This is a genomic window from Azospirillum agricola (genome assembly GCF_017876095.1).
In the GTDB taxonomy this organism is placed as follows: domain Bacteria; phylum Pseudomonadota; class Alphaproteobacteria; order Azospirillales; family Azospirillaceae; genus Azospirillum; species Azospirillum agricola.
The window spans coordinates 49,316-66,646 of record NZ_JAGINM010000019.1 but is presented as its reverse complement, the minus strand read 5'-3'; the positions used below and the strand labels follow the sequence as shown (position 1 = coordinate 66,646).

Below are 17,331 nucleotides of genomic sequence, written 5' to 3'. Positions count from 1 at the left end.
GGACCATCATGCACATCGACGAGCACGCCGCGCTGAACGCCGACTGCCCCGGCTGGCCGGAGGCGTACCGCGCCCGCTACCGCGCCGCCGGATACTGGGGCGACGAAACCTTCGCCGGCATGCTGGCCGGCGCCGCCGCCCGGCACGGCGCGAGGACGGCGCTGATCGAGGGCGACACGCGCGTCTCCTACGCCGACCTCGCCCGCCGGGTGGAGGTTCTGGCCGGCGGCTTCGCGGCGCTCGGCCTCGGCCGGGGCGACCGCGCGGTGGTCCAGCTTCCCAACAGCGTCGCCTTCGTCGAGACCGTGCTGGCGCTGACCCGGCTGGGAACCGTCCCGGTCCTCGCCCTGCCCTCGCACCGGCGGCTGGAGATCGGCCGCTTCTGCGCCTTCGCGGGGGCCAGGCTGTTCGTCACCACCGACCGGCTGAACGGCTTCGACCACCGCGCCCTGGCGCGCGAGCTGCGAGCGGAGGCCCCCGGTCTGACGCATGTCGTGATCGACGGCGCGGCGGAGGAGTTCACGCCGCTCGACAGCCTCCGCGCCGCCGCCGGACCGTTCCCGGAGGACGCCGCCCGTCCCGGCGACGTCGCGGTCTTCCAGATCTCCGGCGGCACCACCGGCGTGCCCAAGCTGATCCCCCGGCGCCACGACGAGTATCTCTACAACATCGCCACCGCCGCGCGGGCCAGCGGGATGGACGCCGGCACCGTCTATCTCTGCGCCCTGCCCATCGCCCACAACTTCCCCTTCGCCTGCCCCGGCGTGATGGGAACGCTGCTGTCGGGCGGCACGGCGGTGCTGGCGCCCGATCCGGGACCGGAGACCGGTTTCGCCCTGATCGAGCGGCACCGCGTGACCCTCACCTCGCTGGTCCCGCCGCTGGCCCTGCTGTGGATGCAGGAGGCCCCGGCGTCGCGGCGCGACCGGTCGAGCCTGCGCACGCTCCAGGTCGGCGGCGCCAAGCTGGGCCGCGAGGCCGCCCGCCGCGTCCGGCCCACGCTCGGCTGCCGGCTCCAGCAGGTGTTCGGCATGGCGGAGGGGCTGATCTGCTGCACCGGCCTCGACGACGACGACGAGACCGTCGCCCTCACCCAGGGGCGCCCGATGTCGCCGGCCGACGAGATCCGCGTCGTCGACGAGGCGGGAAACGACGTGCCCCCCGGCGAGCCCGGACAGCTCCTGACCCGTGGCCCCTACACGATCCGCGGCTATTACCGCATCCCGGAGCACGACGCCGCCGCCTTCACGCCGGACGGCTTCTACCGGACCGGCGACATCGTGCGGGTGACGGGCGACGGGTCGCTGATCCTGTCGGGGCGCGACAAGGACCAGATCAACCGGGGCGGCGAGAAGCTGTCGCCCGAGGAGGTGGAGAATCTGCTGCTCGCCCATGAGGGGGTCCACGACGCCGCCGTGGTCGGGCTGCCCGACGCGGAGCTGGGCGAGCGCGTCTGCGCCTTCGTCATCCCCCGCGACGCCGGGCTGAAGCCGCTGGCGCTGACCCGCCACCTGCGCCTGAAGGGTCTGGCGGCCTTCAAGATTCCCGACCAGTTCCGCTTCCTCGACCGCTTCCCGGAAACCGGGGTCGGCAAGGTCAGCCGCAAGGTCCTGCGCGAGATGCTGAAACAGGCCCATCGGGCCTCCCCCGCCACCGGAACGGAGGGCTGAGCCGATGCCCGACCAGCCGCTCCCCACGGCGCCGATCCCCACCCCCGAAACGCTCGGCCTCGGCACCGCCGGCCCCGACGCCTGCCGCGACCTGGGCGACGTGCGCCGGGCCATCGACCGCATCGACGAGACCATCGTCGGGCTGCTCGGCCTGCGGCTCGGCTACGTGCTGGCCGCCGCGCGCTTCAAGCCGGACGCCGCGAGCATCCCGGCGCCCGAGCGCGTCGCCGCCATGCTGCCGGAACGGCGGCGCTGGGCCGAGCGGCACGGGCTGAACCCCGATTTCGTCGTGCCGCTGTTCAGCCAGATCATCCAGTGGTTCATCCAGCAGCAGGTCGCGCATTGGACCCGCGCGCGGGCCGGCGCGCAACCCGACGCGCGGCCCGACGCGTTGCCCGACGCGCCCCCCGCCCCCTCCAGCCGAGCGTGAGCGCCATGCCCGACCAGACCGCTCTCCCCGCCTCCCCCGACGCCTGGACGGTGGAGGCCCTGCGCGCCTTCGCCGCGCGCGAGCTGGGCGCCGGACCCGACGAGTTCGGCACCGGCGAGAACCTGATCGAGCTGGGGCTGAACTCGCTGTCGCTCATCAAGCTCCCGGCCCTGCTCGCCCAGCAGGGGATCGACGTGTCCTTCAGCGACCTGGCGGCGTCGCCCAGCGTCGACGGCTGGTTCGCCCTGATCCGGCGGGCCGCCGCCGCTCCGGCCCCGCCCGGCGACGGCGCGGGAGGTGACGGCGCGGAAGACGCCGACGCGGGCGGCGACCCCCACGCCCCCTTCCCGCTGACCGACATCCAGCGCGCCTACTGGCTGGGCCGCGACCCGCATTTCGAGCTGGGGGGCGTCGCCGCCCACGGCTACATCGAGGTCGAGGCGGCCGAGCTCGATCCCGGCCGGCTGGAGGAGGCGCTGAACGCCACCATCCGCGCCAACCCGATGCTGCGCGCGGTGATCGGCGCCGACGGGACACAGCGCGTGCTGGCGACGGTCCCCCGCCTCGCCATCCCCTGCGCCGACCTGCGCGCCCTGCCGGACGGGGCCCGCGCGGAGCGGATCGCCGCGCTGCGCGAGGGGATGGAGCAGGCGATCCTGCCGGCCGACCGCTGGCCGCTGTTCGACATCCGCCTGACCCGCCTGACGGACACCGGCTGGCTCCTGCACATCGGCTTCGACATCCTGCTCTTCGACCTGAAATCGCTGGAAATCTGGGTCGACCAGTGGTGGCGCCAGTATGACGGCACGGCCACGGACGGGCCGCCGCAGGGCACCGGCTTCCGGGCCTATGTGCGGGAACGCGAACGGCTCGCCGCCTCCCCCCAGGCGGCACGGGCACGGCACTATTGGGAGGAACGGGCCGCCACCCTGCCGCTCGGGCCGCAACTTCCGCTCGCCCGCGCGGTCGAAACGCTGACGCCTCCCCGCTTCGCGCGGGTGCAGACCGTCCTGCCGGCCGGCGACTGGCAACGGCTGCGGGAGCGCGCCCACGCCCGCGGCCTGACCGGATCGGCGCTGCTGATGGCCGCCTACGCCGCGACCCTGGCGCGCTGGAGCAGCGAGCGCCGCTTCACCCTGACGACCACCCTGTTCGACCGCGCCTCCCCCACGCTGGATCTGGAGCGGGTCATCGGCGACTTCACGTCGCTGGTCCTGCTGGAGGTCGACGCGGCACCCGGCGCGCCCTTCGAGGCGTTGGCCCATGCGGTGCAACGGCAATTGTGGCGCGACCTCGACCACAGCCTCGTCAGCGGGGTGGAGGCGCTGGCGAAGGTCGCCGCCGCCCGCAACGCCCCCAACAGGGCGCTGATGCCCTTCGTCTTCACCAGCGCGCTGGGGACCGGCCGCAGCTACCTCGACGCCGTGGCCCGCTTCGGCCGGATCGTCCGGGCGGCGGTGCAGACCCCGCAGACCCTGATCGATCATCAGGCGCTCGAATGCGGCGGGGATCTGGTGCTGAACTGGGACCATGTCGCGGACGCCTTCCCGGACGGGCTGGTGGCGCTGATCGCCGACACCCACCTCGCCACCCTGCGCGCCCTGGCGGACGGCGACGCCGCCTGGACCGGCCGGCATGACCGCCTCCCCGCCGCGCAAGTCCGACGGCGCGCCGCGATCAACGCCACCGCCTGGACGCCGCCCGGCGGCTTCCGGCGGCTGCACGACCCGTTCCTCGATCAGGCGCGCCGGCGGCCGGAAGCCGTCGCCCTGCGCGACGGCGCGCGCGCCCTGACCTACGCGCAGCTCGACGCCGCCAGCGACCGCCTTGCCGGCCGGATCGCCGGCCGGATCGCCGAACGGGGCGTGGCCGCCGACGAGCTGGTCGCCGTCCTGCTGCCCAGGGGCTGGGAACAGGTCGCCGCCGTGCTGGCGATCCTGAAGGCGGGGGCCGCCTATCTCCCCATCGACCCGGCGCTTCCCGCCGGCCGCATCGCCACGCTGCTGGAACAGGGTGGCGCCCGGCTGGCTCTGGTCCCCCCGGCGGACGGGAAGGGATCGGACGGGAAGGAGCCAGCCGGGAGCGGCCCGACCCTTCTTCCCGTCGGCGGGGAGCTGCTGTCGGGCGGCCCTCCGGCCCCCTTCCGCGACCCGGCCGGTCCCGGCGATCTCGCCTACGTGATCTTCACCTCCGGTTCGACCGGCACGCCCAAGGGCGTGATGATCGAGCATCGCGCGGCGCTCAACACCATCCTCGACGTCAACGCCCGCCACGGCATCGGGCCGGGCGACGTCTGCCTGATGGTCTCGTCGCTCGGCTTCGACCTGTCGGTCTACGACATCTTCGGCACGCTGGCGGCCGGCGGCACCCTGGTCGTGCCGCCCTCCTCGCCCGCCCCGGAACCGGCGGCGTGGCGGCGGCTGGTGCGCGAGCATGGCGTGACGCTGTGGAACAGCGTGCCGGCGCTGCTGCAACTGTTCCACGACCATCTCGACGACGCCGGAGCGGCCGGGGAGCTGAACGCGCTGAGGACGATCCTGCTGAGCGGCGACTGGCTGCCCCTGCCGCTGTGCCGCCGCCTCCGCGCGCTGCCGGGGGTGGAGCGCCTCGTCGCGCTCGGCGGCGCAACCGAGGCCGCCATCTGGTCGATCGCCCACCCGGTCGAGGCCGTCGCGCCGGACTGGCGCAGCGTTCCCTACGGCCGGCCGCTCGCCAACCAGACCGTCCATGTCCTGGACGCCGCGCTGGAGCCCTGCCCCGACTGGGTGGCCGGCGAGATCCACATCGGCGGCGCCGGGCTGGCGCGCGGCTATTGGCGGGACGCGGCGCGGACGGCCGACCGTTTCCTCGTCCATCCGGCGACGGGGGAACGCCTCTACCGCACCGGCGACTGGGGGCGCTGGCACCCCGACGGCCATGTCGAGTTCCTCGGCCGGCGCGACACCCAGGTGAAGATCAACGGCCTGCGCGTCGAGCTGGGGGAGATCGAGGCCGGGCTCGCCCGGCTGCCCGGCGTCAGGCAGGCGGCGGTCGTCGCCCTGCGCGGGTCCCACCCCGTGACCGGCGGCCGGGGCGACCGGCTGGCCGGCTTCGTCGCGGTGCCGGACAGCGGCGGCTTCTCCGAACGGGAGGCGCTCGACCGGCTGCGGGAGGTGCTGCCGCCGGCCCTGGTGCCCACGACGCTCGACGCGCTGGACGCGCTGCCGCTGACCGCGAACGGCAAGATCGACCGCGCGGCGCTGGAGGCACGGGCCCGCGCCGCGCCGCCCGCGACGGCGGCCGGCCCCCGGCGTCCTTTGTCGGAACCGGAGGAGCGGATCGCCGCCCTGTGGTCGGAGCTGCTGGGCGTCCCGGTCGTCGAGACCGACCGCAGCTTCTTCGCGCTGGGCGGCAATTCCCTGCTGGCGACGCGGCTGGCCGGCCGGCTGTCGCGGAGTTTCGGCCAGCCCGTCCCGGTGATCCGCCTCTTCGAGCACCAGACCGTCGCCCGGCAGGCCCGCCTGTTCGCTAAGGCGGAGGAAGATCGGGAGGCCGACCAGCAGGCGACCGCGGCCGGCCAGCGCCGGGCGATGACCCGGCAACGCGCCCGGCGGCGCGCCGGAATGGCCGGCGCCCCCGAACGCCGAAGCGAATCCTGAAACGTCGCGACCGGACCGTCACGGCCCGGAAACACGGCCGGAAGCCCGTCCCCCCGACGTGGGGAGACGGGCCTCGGGCATGATGGGCCGGGATGGCCTGGAAAGGACCGGACGGCTTTCAGAACTTGCGCGACACGCGGGCGGTGACCGTCAGCGGTTCGTTCAGATAGCACATCTCCTGGGTCGCGCTGCGGGTGCAGGAATATTCGACCTCGCGGTCGAACAGGTTCCGCACGTTGACCGACAGGCGCCACGCCTCGGTGCTGTAACGGACCATCATCTCGTCCATCACATAGGCGGCGGTGGTGACGTTGCTGCTGGTGTTGGTGGTCTTGCCGACGAAGCGCAGACCGCCGCCCAGCCCGAAGCCGGCGAGCGGGCCGTCCTGGACGCCGTAATCCAGCCACAGCGAGGCGGTGTGGACCGGCTGGTCGGACTGCTGGCGGCCGATCTCGCTCGGGGTGTTGCTCCTGCTCACCTTGATGGGGTTGTAGGTGTAGGCGGCGACGCCCTTCAGCCCCTCGGCCAGCTCCATGGTCAGGCCCAGCTCGACGCCCTGCGACTTGACCTCGCCGGTCTGCACGCTGCATCGGGAGCCGTTGCACAGGTGGGTGATGTCGGGATCCGGCGTCAGGGTGTTCTGCTTGCGCAGGTCGAACAGGGCGACGGTCGCCAGCAGGTTGCTGCCCGGCGGCTCGTACTTCACGCCGACCTCGTACTGGCGGCCGGTGGTCGGCACGAAGCGGGTGCCGCCCCAGCCGGTGCCCGACTGCGGCTCGAAGGATTCGGCGTAGCTGGCGTAGGGGACGACGCCGATGTCGGTCTTGTAGGCGACGCCGAAGCGGCCGGTGTAGGCGTTCTGGTAGGCGAGGCCGCTCGACAGGCCGGGGAAGTCCCGGCGCCCGCCCAGCATGACGATCAGGTTGTCGGTGACCGCGATCTGGTCCTGGAGGTAAAGGCCCAGCATGCGGGATTTCAGGGTGTCGATCGCCATCGCCGGCTCGGACCCGTAGCGCCCGTAGACCGGGTTGAACGGGTTGATGGTGGTCTCCACCGCCCGCGACCCGAAACCGTCCTTCATGTCCTGGTACGAATAATCGACGCCGCCGACCAGCGTGTGCTCGGTGGACAGGACGGAGAATTTCCCTTCGGCGCGGGCGTCGAACGACCAGATCTCGGCGTCCTGGCCGTAGACATACTGGGCGCGGTTCAGCGTCAGGCCGTTCGCCTGGAAGCTGCCGGGCCAGACCTGCCGGTAATCCAGGTCGTATTTGGCGTAGCGGCCGCCGACGATGAACCTCAGGCTGTCGTTGACCGCGTGCTCGGCCAGCAGCGTCACCTGGGTCTGTTCCTGCTGGTAGCGGTCGTGATCCGGCTCGCCGAGATAGGTCTTGGGGTTGGTCGTCCCGCCGGCCACCGTGCTCCAGCGCCGGCGCGGCGTCCATCCCCGGCTGTCGTCGGTCTGGTAGAGGGCGGCGAGCGTGACGCTGGTTCCCGGCTGCGGGTTCCAGGTCAGCGCGGGGGCGATCATCTTGCGGTCGGCCCGGTCGTGGTCGATGCCGTTCAGGCCGTTGCTGTCCTGGACGGCGGCGGTGATCCGGTAGAGCAGTTCCCTGTCCTGGTTCAGCGGGCCGGTGATGTCGCCCTCCACCCGCTTCCAGTCGTTGGATCCGTACTCCACCGCGACCTCGGCCGACTGGACGTCCTGGGGACGCTTGGTCACCATGTTGATGAGGCCGCCGGGAACGCTCTGCCCGTACATGACCGAGGCCGGGCCGCGCAGGATCTCGACGCGCTCGATCAGGGAGGGATCGATCCGCTGCCAGCTCTGGCCGCCGACCTTCAGGCCGTCGCGGTAATAGGTGGTGGTCACCGGGAAGCCGCGCACCTTGTACCAGGAGCTGCGCGAATCGCCGACCGAGCCGTAGGACAGCACGACGCCCGGCGTGTATTTGATGGCGTCCTCCAGCGTCTGGGCGCCGCGCGCCTCCAGCTCCTCGGCGCCGACGACGCTGATGCTCTGCGGCGTCTCGACCAGCGGCGTGTCGGACTTGGTGGCGCCCGACGCGCGCTTGGCGACGTAGCCCGGAACCGGACCATAGGCGTTCTCGCGCCCGGCGCCCTGCACCGTCACCGGATCGAGAACGACGGCGCCGGTGGCGGCGACCTTCTCCAGCGTGACGGTCTTCGGGCCGGTGAAGCGCCAGGTGAAGCCGCTGCCCGACAGCAGCTGGTTGAGGGCGTCGACCGGGGTGGCGGTGACGTTCAGGCCGGGGCTGCGCAGGCCCTGCACCGCCGGGGCCGAGAAGAGCAGGCGGAAGCCGGCCTGGTCGGCGAAGGCGGTCAGCGCGCTGTCGAGCGACTGCGGCGGCACGGCGAAGCGCACCGCCGTCTCCGGACCGGCCTGGGCGACAGAGACGGCGCCGGTGGCGGCGGCTTGGGCCGTCGGCAGGACGGCCACGGCGGCGCAGGCGGTGGACAGAAGCAGAAACCGGCGAAACCCTCGCCCGACGATGCGAACCGCCTGAACGGCCATATGAAATCCCCTTGGTGACGCTCGTTCCGAAGCGGGGCGCCCCCAATCAGCAAATGCAAATCATTCGCGCCCCACCAAAGGACGGATGACGAATGGCCGGGCGACAGCGCCCGTCGCAAAAAACTCGAGAAATTTTCGAGGGAACGGAAGACGGCCCCGGAACGCGGCCCCGGAATGCGGCTAGCGCGGGGCCGCTACCGCAGCAGGGTCAGCAGCGGCAGGTGCAGCACCTTGACCGGCAGGGCCTGCTCGATGGCGCGCAGCGTGCCGTCCTGGTCGTCCAGTTCGAAGACGCCGGTCACCGGCAGCCGCTCCAGATCCGGGTTGGCGACCATGACGCGGCCGGAGCGGTAGCGGCTCATCTCCGCCGCCACCTCGACCAGCGGGCGCTGGTTGAAGATCAGCTTGCCGCGCCGCCACGCCGTCGCCGCCGCCTCGTTCACCGCGTGGGGCCGGGACGCCGGGTCGCGGCCGTCCCCGCCATAGCTCACCCCCTGCCCGGCGAGCAGGCGCATCGGCTCGCCGGACGCGGCCGTCACCTCGACGATTCCCTCGCTGACCGTGACCTGCACCGCGTCGCCATCGGCGCGGACGGCGAAGGCGGTTCCAACGGCCCGCGTCTCCCCGGCGCGCGCCACCACCAGGAAGGGGCGGTCGGGATCCTTGGCGACCTCGAAGAAGGCCTCGCCGGCCTTCAGGGCGATGCGGCGCTCGCCGTCGCCGAAATCCACCGACAGGGCGGTGGCGGTGTTGAGCAGCACCGTGGATCCGTCGGGGAGGGCGACCGCGCGGCGCTCCCCCGGCCGGGTGGCGTAATCGGCCGTCAGACCGGCCAGCGGGCCGAGCACCCCCGAGCCGGCCACCAGCGCGGCGGCCGACGCGGCGAGGGCGCCGCCCAGCGCGGCGCGACGCCCCATGACGGGACGTCGGCCGGGCCGCTGCGGCAGGCGCGCCACCGGGCCGCGCACCGCCTCGCGGCGGGCGAAGGCCGCCGCCGTTTCCGTCTGGCCGATCTCGCGCCACAGCGTTTCCGCCGCGCGGGCGGCGGTTTCGTGCGCCGGGCTGCGGGCGCGCCAGGCGGCGAACTCGGCCGGGCGCGCCGTGCCGAAGCTCACGCGCACCAGCCAGTCCAGCGCTTCCTCGTCGAGGACGGAGTGGTTCGGGTCAGACATCGGCGGGCAGCCTGCGGCGGGAGGAACGGACGTCTCTACCACAAGACGTTTCCCAAAAGTCGCAGCGACAGGGGCGCATCACAATTTTTCCTTATCCAGTCCCGCCCCCCGCCCGGCCGCCTGCCCAGCCCCCTGCTCCGCATCGAGGCGCCGGCGCCATGTCCGGCAATGGAGCATGGCCTGGGCCACGTATTTCGTGACCATGCTTTCCGACACCCCGAGGCGGGCGGCGATCTCGGCCTGCGACAGGCCGGCGACCCGGTGCAGCAGCAGGGCCTCGCGCGGCTTGGCCGGCAGCGCCTGCAACGCCTCGTCGAGCAGGCGCAGCCGTTCCTTGGCCAGCAGCGCCTCGTCCTGGGGGACGGAGTCGTCGGCGACAGCGGCGACCTCCTCGGCGACCGTCTCGGCCGAGACCTCCCATTTCTCGCGGCGCAGCCGGTCGATCGACAGGTTGCGGGCGACCCGCAGGATGTAGGCGCGGACGTTTCCGATCGGCTTTTCCGGTTCCGGCAGCGCCGCCAGCCGGAAATAGGTGTCCTGCGCCACGTCGGCGGCGTGGTCGGCGTCCCCGGTGCGCCAGATCAGGAAGCGCAGCAGATCGCCGTAATGCTCCTGGAAACCCGCGACCAGACCGGGCTTTTCCCTGTCCCCCATACCCCGCCTTCCCGCTCCCCATCCGGCCGCATCCCGGCGGGAACCGCACCGTTCCGCCGGGATGAAGGCCCAAGCCTAGCGGAGTTGATAATCATTCTCAAAACAGAATCGTATGTCGCAGGGCTGGGAAGCCAGAGTGGCGGAGCGTCCCGACAGGAGGGTTTCGACACGGATGAACACGGATGCCGGCTGCGCCGGCTCACGGATGGACACGGATCGATGAAGACACGCCCATCCGTGTTCATCCGTGGAAATCCGTGTTCATCCGTGTCTCAAGATGCCTCCCCCTCCCACGGGCTTCTTGTCAGCCCAGCTCGAAGCTCGTGATGCCGAACAGCCGCACGGTGTCGAGCACCGGCGCCGGGCCGAGATACATGCGGGCGGTCTCGAATTGCGGCGTCAGGCCCAGTTCCCCGGCCAGCTCCACCGCCGCCCCGTTGCACTCCGGCACGTCGAGGAACAGCGGCCCCTCCCCGACGGCGGCCGCCAGCGCCAGCAGCAGGTCGCGCGCGACGGCGGCATCGGCGGCGTAGAGCGGGCCGACCTTGAAGCCCTCGTGGCAAGGGCGGATCACGCCGAAGCCGCGCAGTTCGTCACCCTCCACCGCCGCCAGCGCGGTGGCGCCCGGCAGGGCGATCCAGTTGGCGAGGAAGCCGGCGCGCGGCGCCGGGAACAGGGCGCCGTCGAGCGCCAGCAGCTCGTCGAAGGGAATTTCGCGGGCGTCCAGCAGCACCGTTCCACCGATGGTGCCGCGCAGCACCGGCCCGCCGAAGCGGATGTTGCGGTGGGCCAGCGCGAAGCCGGACCTGCGGTAATTCTCCTGCTGGGCGACAACGCCGTCGAGGCCGACGGTGCAGCCCTCCAGACGGCGCAGCCCGGCCTGCCACAGCCGCCAGCCATAGCCGCGCCCGCGCGCCTCCGGCCGCACGATGTAGAAACCGAGGAAGCCGAAGTTGCCCGGCCCCTCATGCCCCGGATAGCGGACGACGGAAATGGACGCGACCGGTTCGCCGTCGAGCACCCCGACCAGGAAGCCGCCCGGATCGACCGCGTGGAAGGCCCCGGCGTCGTGCAGGCCGGGGTTCCACCCTTCCTCCCGCGCCCAGTCCACCGCCCGATCCAGCTCGGCCCGGCTCATCACCCGGATGCGATACCCGTCCTGTTCCTGCTCCACCCGCCGGCCCTCCCGTCACACCACCGCAGGCGGGGCGAAGCGCGCCAGCTCGCCCGCGTACGCCTTCGGCAGCGGGGCAGCGTAGCCGCCGGCCTTGCTGGTGCGCAATCCCAGCGACACCAGCCCCTCGACCAGCTTCACGGCGGCCGACACGCCGTCCACCACCGGGACGCCGGTCTCCTGCCCGAGCGCGCGGGCGAGGTCGGCCATGCCGGCGCAGCCGAGCACGATGCTCTCCGCCCCGTCCTCGTCCACCGCGCGGCGGATCTCGGCGCGCACCCGCTCCACAGCGCCCGAGCCCGGATCCTCCAGCGCCAGCACCGGCACCCCGGCCGCGCGGATGCGGCAGCGGCCGGCGACGCCGTAGCGCTCGGCCAGCCGCTCCAACGCCGGCACCGAGCGTTGCAGGGTGGTGACGACCGCGAAGCGCCCGCCGAGCAGGCCGGCGGTCTGCATCGCCGCCTCGCAGATGCCGACGACCGGGCCGGCCGCCACGCTGCGGGCGGCGTCGAGCCCGACATCGTCGAAGCAGGCGATCACCGTGCCGTCGATGCCGGCCCCCTCCATGCCGGCCGGCTCGGACTGATGCCGGATGATCTCCTCCAGCAGGCCGGGCACGGCCAGCGCCTCGTCGTAATAGCCCTCGATGCTCGCCGGCCCCATCGCCGGGTTGACGGCGAGGATGGTCGTGCCGGGAAAGGCGGCGGCCGTCGCGGCGGCCCCGATGCGGGCGGTCATCGAGGCGGTGGTGTTGGGGTTGACGACCAGGATGCGCATTGTCGGCCCCTCCTCAGCCGGCCGTCGCGGCGCGCCGCAGCCGGCGCCGCCGCAAGCCGACCAGACCGAGCAGGAACAGCCCGATCACGGTGAAGGAGAACAGCGTCGTCAGGGAGCCCAGCGCGTAGAGCACCGGCGTCGTGACGTTGGTGGTCATGCCGTAGATCTCCAGCGGCAGCGTGTTGAAGGAGCCGGCGGTCATCAGCGTGCGGGCGAACTCGTCGTAGGACAGGGTGAAACCGAACAGCCCGACGCCGATCAGGCTGGGCAGCAGGATCGGCAGCACGACGTGGCGCACCGTCTGCCACGGCCCGGCGCCGAGGTCGCGCGCCGCCTCCTCGTAGGCCGGGTTGAAGCGGTTGAAGATGGCGAAGACGATCAGCAGCCCGAAGGGCAGCGTCCAGGTCAGATGCGCCCCCAGCGCCGAGCCGTACCAGGTCGGCTCCAGCCCCAGGATGTTGAACAGCAGGCCGATGCCCAGGCTGACCAGGATCGACGGCACGATCAGGCTGGCGACCGCCAGATAGAACAGCGCCCCGCTGCCGGCGAAGCGGCGGCGGAAGGCGAAGCCGGCCAGCAGCGAGAAGACCACCGTCAGCACCATCACCGCCAGCCCGAGCGCGATGGAGCGGCGGAAGGATCCGCCGAAATCGCCGACCGCCTGCTGCTCGAACAGGTTGCGGAACCAGTGGGTGGAGACGCCGTTCATCGGGAAGGTCAGGCCGCCGTCCGGCCCCTGGAAGGACAGGACCAGGATGGTGGCGATCGGCCCGTAGAGGAACAGCACGAACAGGCCGAAGAAGGCGGCGAGCAGGTGGAAGGACAGGCCGCGCCGGGTGTCGCGTGTATGGTTTCCGCCCATGGCGCTACAGCTCCTTGCGGATGTCGACGACGCGCAGCATCGCCACCACCATGATGAGGACGACGGCGAGCAGCACGACCGCGTTGGCCGCCGCCGCCGGGTATTGCAGAAGCGAGATCTCGTTGGCGATCATCAGCCCGATGGACGCGCTCTGCCCGCCGCTCATCAGGCGCACGGTGATGAAGTCGCCCATCACCAGCGTGACGACGAAGATCGAGCCGATGGCGATGCCGGGCTTGGACAGCGGCAGGATGACCTCGCGCAGCACCTGCATCCCGCTGGCCCCGCCGTCGCGCGCCGCCTCGACCAGCGCGCGGTCGATGCGCATCATCGAGTTGAAGATCGGCACCACCATGAACAGCGCGTAGAGGTGCACGAAGGCCAGCACCACCGAGAAGTCGGAGAAGAGCAGGAACTCCAGCGGCTGGTCGATGATCCCGGCCGAGATCAGCCCGGAGTTCAGCAGCCCGTTGCGGCCGAGGAACGGGATCCAGGAGATCATGCGGATGATGTTGGAGGTCCAGAACGGGATGGTGCAGACCAGGAACAGCACCATCTGCCAGGTCGTGGACCGCACGTGGAAGGCCAGGAAATAGGCGACCGTGAAGCCGATCGACAGGGTGATCGCCCAGGTCAGCGCCGCGAATTTCAGGGTGTTGAGGTAGGTCTTCCAGGTGACCGGCGAGGTCAGCAGCTCGACGTAGTTGGTCAGCACGAAATCCGGGTAGATGCGGATGCTGTCGTAGTCCCAGAAGCTGACGGCGACGATGGTCAGGATCGGGACGAGCAGGAAGACCAGCAGCGTCAGCGCCAGCGGCGCCGCCTGGAGGTAGGGAGCGGCCCGGCGCAGCAGCGGCGCACGGACCTTGCCGCCGCCCCGCACGGAGGCGGACACGCGCGACGGCTCGGGAGGGGCGGCGGTCATGGTCATGGGCGGGTTGCTCCCGACGGTGGGTGGGCGCCATAAGCCCTCTCCCCGGAGGGAGAGGGCTTATGCAAGCGGGATGGCCTTACGCCGCGATGAACTCGTTCCACTTGCGGACCATGTAGCGGTCCTCGTCCATCACCGCGTTCCAGCAGGCGACGCGGCCCATGCGCTCCTCGAAGGAGCCGCCGTCGCGCACGGCGCCGGCCTTCTCCATCACCTTGCCCTCGGGGCTGAGGATGTCGGTCTTGGCCGGCTTGCCCTCCATCCAGAAGGCCCACTCGTCGGCGCTCATGTGCTGCTTGGCGGTGTCGAGCACGGCCGAATAATAGCCCTGGCGGTTCAGATAGGCGCCGACCCAGCCCGACAGGTACCAGTTGATGTACTCGTAGGCCGCGTCCAGCTCCAGCCCGCTCAGATGCTTGGCGATGCCGAGGCCGCCGCCCCAGGCGCGGTAGCCCTCGGTCAGCGGCTGGTAGACGCACTGGATGCCCTTGGCGCGCACGGCGGCGACGGCCGGCGACCACATCGACTGGATGATGACCTCGCCCGACGACATCAGGTTGACGCTCTCGTCGAAGGTCTTCCAGAAGGCGCGGAACTGGCCGGCCTTCTTGGCCTCGGTCATGATCCTGAGGGTCTTGTCGATCTCCTCCTTGGTCATGTTGCCCTTGTCGCCGTACTTCACCTCGCCCATCGCCTCGCAGACCATGGCGGCGTCCATGATGCCGATGGAGGGGATGTTCAGCAGCGACGCCTTGCCCTTGAAGGCCGGGTCGAGCAGGTCCTTCCAGCTGGAGATCGGACGGCCGACCAGATCGGGGCGGATGCCCAGCGTGTCGGCGTTGTAGATGGTCGGGATCAGGGTCATCCACTGGGTCTGGCCCTTGGCGAACTTGACCGAATCCTTGCCCTCGACGAAGCCGACGGTGTGGGGTGCTGTGCCCTGGGCGATGGCGCTGGAGGGCGTCAGCTTGCCGTTGATGAAGATCGGGACGATCTTGTCGAAGTTCTTGATGCGGGTGACGTCCATCGGCTGCATGACGCCGGCCGGGAAGATCTTCTTGCCGATCCAGTATTCGATGTCGGCGATGTCGTAGGATTTCGGCTGCGTCACCGCGCGCTGGGCGACCGCGTCGGAATCGAGCGCGGTCATTTGCAGGGTGAAGCCCAGATCCTCCTTCACCTTGTCGGCGACGGCGTTCAGGTTCGACACGCCGGTGCCGAACTGGCGCAGCGTCACGTTCTTGATGTTCTGCGCCCAGATGGTCGGGAAGCCGGTGATCGCACCGGACCCGATGGCGGCACCCGCGACGGCGGCCGTCCCCTTGAGCAGCGAGCGGCGGCTGACGCCCGCCGGGGTGGGGGAGCCGGAACGCGTGTCGGACATGCTGAGCCTCCAGTTCTGATTGGTTGTTCTGGTCGTCGCGAAGGAAAAAGGGGGTGCGTCAGGCCACCAGCGGGTGGGTGTCGCGCCGGCTCCAGCCGGCGAGCACGCGGTCGCCGATGGACAGCGGGGAATCGAAGAATCGCGCCTCGTCGAGGATCACGGCGAAATCGTCGGCGCCCGGCACGTCGAGGCTGAGATGGACCGAGGAGCCGTGATACTCCAGCGCGCGGACCGTGCCCTCGACGCGGATGTCGGCCCCGCCGTCGCCCAGCCGGATGCGGTCGGCGCGCACGGCGTCCTGCCCGCCCTCGCCGGCGATGACGTTGTGGCCGCCGATGAAGCGGGCGACGAAGGCGGTGCGCGGCCGGTTGAACAGCTCGCGCGGCGGCCCGGCCTGCTCGATGCGGCCCTGGTTCATCACCACCGCGAGGTCGGCCAGCGCCATCGCCTCGGTCTGGCTGTGGGTGACGTGGATGAAGGTGATGCCCAGCTCGCGGTGCAGGCGCTTCAGCTCCTCGCGCATCCGCACCCGCAGGAAGGGGTCGAGCGCCGACAGCGGCTCGTCGAGCAGCAGCACGCCCGGCCGGGTGATCAGCGCGCGGGCCAGCGCCACGCGCTGCTGCTGCCCGCCGGAAAGCTGCGCCGGCAGCCGGGCGGCGTATTTGCCCATGTCCACCAGCTCCAGCATCTCGGACGCGCGGCGGCGGCGTTCCTCCTTGGAAACGCCCTTCATCTTCAGGCTGAAGGCGACGTTGTCGGTGCAGTCGAGGTGCGGGAACAGGGCGTAGCTCTGGAACATCATCGCGGTGCCGCGCCTGGCCGGCGGCTCGCCGTTCATCACCGAATCGCCGATCAGCAGGTCGCCGTCGCTGATGTCCTCGTGCCCGGCGATCATCCGCAGGGTGGAGGTCTTGCCGCAGCCGCTCGGCCCCAGCAGGCAGCAGTAGGAGCCGGCGGCGATGCGCAGGTCGATGCCGTCCACCGCGACGGTGGAGCCGTAGGCCTTGCGCAGCTTCACCAGTTCGACCGGCAGCCCGGTGGCCGTGATGGCGGTGGCGGTCATCCCCGTCGCTCCCCTTCTTGTGCACAATCCACGCGCCGATCCGGCACAAGACGGAATGTGCAGGATGCATGCCAGGGATGAAGGGCAGGCTTTCCGCCAGCGCTCCAACGCCCAAGAGCGAAGCAATGACCGCTTGGGCGGCGTGTTGCCGCCCTTTTGGGCAGAGGGCCGGCCAGCACCGGCCCGGCGGCGGAGCCAACCGATTGCGGTTCAATCCTGGCGCGTTTTGTGCACAATCCCGTGACCATGCACGCCCGTCAGCCACCGTCCCCCATCCGGCCATGAAGACAGCCCCGACCGCCGCCCCGCCCCGCCGCGCCAGCCGTGGCCGCAGCGGCGCCGAAGCCCGCATCGTCCAGAGCATCGGCGAGGCCATCGCCGACCGCCGGCTGCCGCCCGGCACCAAGCTGGCCGAGGAAAGCCTCGCCCAGGTCTTCGGGGTCAGCCGCGAGCGGGTGCGCAAGGTTCTGCTGCTGCTGGCGCAGCGCCGGGTGGTGACGCTGATCCCCAACCGGGGCGCCTTCGTCGCCAAGCCGACCGCGCGGGAGGCGCGGGAGGTGTTCGAGGCCCGCCGGGTCATCGAGCGGGCGATCATGGAGACGCTGGACCGCCTCGCCCGGCCGCTCCCGCCCGGCGTCCTGGCGCGGTTGAACGAGCACCGCGCCCGCGAGGAGGCGGCGGAGGCGGCCGGCGACCGCAAGGCGCTGATCCGCCTGTCCGGGCAGTTCCACCTGCTGCTGGCGGAGTTCGCCGGCAACGCGACGCTGGCCGGCATCCTCGGCGACCTGATCGACCGTTCCGGCCTCGCCATCGCGGCCTTCGAGCGGCGCTCGTCGCACAGCTGCTCGGCCGAGGATCATCGGCGGCTGATCGACGCGCTCGCCGATCCCGGACCGGACAGGAACAGGGCCGGCGAGGCGGTGCGCCTGATGATGGAGCATCTCGACACCATCGAACGCCAGCTCGACCTGGAGGCCAAGCCGGAACCGCTGATCGATCTGAAGAGCGTCTTCGCCGGAGCGGACGGCGAGTAGGGCGGC

The 17,331-nt window shown here is 71.5% G+C and carries 13 protein-coding genes; 4 read left to right on the top strand and 9 right to left on the bottom strand.

Features of this window, described 5'->3' with window-relative positions:
* Positions 1-8 precede the first annotated feature (8 nt).
* From J2847_RS24650 to J2847_RS24640, 3 genes are read left to right on the top strand one after another with little or no spacing between them, the layout of a single operon-like run.
* Entirely contained in the window at positions 9-1,670 is a 1,662-nt protein-coding gene (locus J2847_RS24650; protein ID WP_209781435.1) for a (2,3-dihydroxybenzoyl)adenylate synthase, read from the top strand.
* Between the two features lie 4 nt (positions 1,671-1,674).
* A complete protein-coding gene (locus J2847_RS34305; protein WP_209781434.1) occupies positions 1,675-2,100 on the top strand; it encodes an isochorismate lyase in 426 nt (141 codons plus the stop codon).
* 5 nt (positions 2,101-2,105) lie between these two features.
* On the top strand, positions 2,106-5,738 hold the full coding sequence (locus J2847_RS24640; protein WP_209781433.1) for a non-ribosomal peptide synthetase: 3,633 nt from the start codon (positions 2,106-2,108) through the stop codon (positions 5,736-5,738).
* 118 nt (positions 5,739-5,856) lie between these two features.
* Here the strand turns inward: J2847_RS24640 and J2847_RS24635 are convergent, their stop codons facing one another.
* The 9 genes from J2847_RS24635 to J2847_RS24595 form a co-directional block, all read right to left on the bottom strand.
* Positions 5,857-8,274 carry a TonB-dependent siderophore receptor gene (locus J2847_RS24635; protein WP_209781432.1) on the bottom strand — a complete coding sequence of 806 codons (2,418 nt, stop codon included), beginning with the start codon at positions 8,272-8,274 and terminating at the stop codon, positions 5,857-5,859.
* A 194-nt stretch (positions 8,275-8,468) separates the two neighbouring features.
* A complete protein-coding gene (locus J2847_RS24630; protein ID WP_209781431.1) occupies positions 8,469-9,446 on the bottom strand; it encodes a FecR family protein in 978 nt (325 codons plus the stop codon).
* Positions 9,447-9,524: 78 nt separating this feature from the next.
* The gene (locus J2847_RS24625; RefSeq protein WP_209781430.1) at positions 9,525-10,100 is read right to left on the bottom strand and encodes an RNA polymerase sigma factor; all 576 of its coding nucleotides are present in this window, start codon (positions 10,098-10,100) and stop codon (positions 9,525-9,527) included.
* 304 nt (positions 10,101-10,404) lie between these two features.
* Positions 10,405-11,274, bottom strand: a complete 870-nt coding sequence (locus J2847_RS24620) for a GNAT family N-acetyltransferase (RefSeq protein WP_325169477.1) — start codon at positions 11,272-11,274, stop codon at positions 10,405-10,407.
* A 15-nt stretch (positions 11,275-11,289) separates the two neighbouring features.
* Positions 11,290-12,051: an aspartate/glutamate racemase family protein gene (locus J2847_RS24615; protein WP_209781429.1), complete on the bottom strand. Its 762-nt coding sequence runs from the start codon at positions 12,049-12,051 to the stop codon at positions 11,290-11,292.
* 13 nt (positions 12,052-12,064) lie between these two features.
* Entirely contained in the window at positions 12,065-12,913 is an 849-nt protein-coding gene (locus tag J2847_RS24610) for an ABC transporter permease (RefSeq protein ID WP_209781428.1), read from the bottom strand.
* A 4-nt stretch (positions 12,914-12,917) separates the two neighbouring features.
* On the bottom strand, positions 12,918-13,844 hold the full coding sequence (locus tag J2847_RS24605; RefSeq protein WP_209781427.1) for an ABC transporter permease: 927 nt from the start codon (positions 13,842-13,844) through the stop codon (positions 12,918-12,920).
* A gap of 79 nt (positions 13,845-13,923) precedes the next feature.
* On the bottom strand, positions 13,924-15,228 hold the full coding sequence (locus tag J2847_RS24600) for an ABC transporter substrate-binding protein (RefSeq protein ID WP_209781426.1): 1,305 nt from the start codon (positions 15,226-15,228) through the stop codon (positions 13,924-13,926).
* 58 nt (positions 15,229-15,286) lie between these two features.
* Positions 15,287-16,291, bottom strand: coding sequence for an ABC transporter ATP-binding protein (locus J2847_RS24595; RefSeq protein ID WP_209781425.1), 1,005 nt, complete (start codon positions 16,289-16,291; stop codon positions 15,287-15,289).
* 281 nt (positions 16,292-16,572) lie between these two features.
* On the opposite strand from J2847_RS24595, the gene J2847_RS24590 reads away from it, so the two are divergent.
* Complete coding sequence (locus tag J2847_RS24590) at positions 16,573-17,325, top strand: GntR family transcriptional regulator (protein ID WP_209781424.1); 753 nt, start codon at positions 16,573-16,575, stop codon at positions 17,323-17,325.
* The last annotated feature ends 6 nt before the right edge of the window (positions 17,326-17,331 follow it).

Excerpts from the sequence above, each read along its gene's own strand:
- J2847_RS24590 (WP_209781424.1), top strand. The coding sequence starts at position 16,573 with ATGAAGACAGCCCCGACCGCCGCCCCGCCCCGCCGCGCCAGCCGTGGC.
- J2847_RS24635 (WP_209781432.1), bottom strand. The coding sequence starts at position 8,274 with ATGGCCGTTCAGGCGGTTCGCATCGTCGGGCGAGGGTTTCGCCGGTTT.
- J2847_RS24625 (WP_209781430.1), bottom strand. The coding sequence starts at position 10,100 with ATGGGGGACAGGGAAAAGCCCGGTCTGGTCGCGGGTTTCCAGGAGCAT.
- J2847_RS24630 (WP_209781431.1), bottom strand. The coding sequence starts at position 9,446 with ATGTCTGACCCGAACCACTCCGTCCTCGACGAGGAAGCGCTGGACTGG.
- J2847_RS24615 (WP_209781429.1), bottom strand. The coding sequence starts at position 12,051 with ATGCGCATCCTGGTCGTCAACCCCAACACCACCGCCTCGATGACCGCC.
- J2847_RS34305 (WP_209781434.1), top strand. The coding sequence starts at position 1,675 with ATGCCCGACCAGCCGCTCCCCACGGCGCCGATCCCCACCCCCGAAACG.
- J2847_RS24600 (WP_209781426.1), bottom strand. The coding sequence starts at position 15,228 with ATGTCCGACACGCGTTCCGGCTCCCCCACCCCGGCGGGCGTCAGCCGC.
- J2847_RS24605 (WP_209781427.1), bottom strand. The coding sequence starts at position 13,844 with ATGACCATGACCGCCGCCCCTCCCGAGCCGTCGCGCGTGTCCGCCTCC.
- J2847_RS24650 (WP_209781435.1), top strand. The coding sequence starts at position 9 with ATGCACATCGACGAGCACGCCGCGCTGAACGCCGACTGCCCCGGCTGG.
- J2847_RS24610 (WP_209781428.1), bottom strand. The coding sequence starts at position 12,913 with ATGGGCGGAAACCATACACGCGACACCCGGCGCGGCCTGTCCTTCCAC.
- J2847_RS24595 (WP_209781425.1), bottom strand. The coding sequence starts at position 16,291 with ATGACCGCCACCGCCATCACGGCCACCGGGCTGCCGGTCGAACTGGTG.
- J2847_RS24640 (WP_209781433.1), top strand. The coding sequence starts at position 2,106 with ATGCCCGACCAGACCGCTCTCCCCGCCTCCCCCGACGCCTGGACGGTG.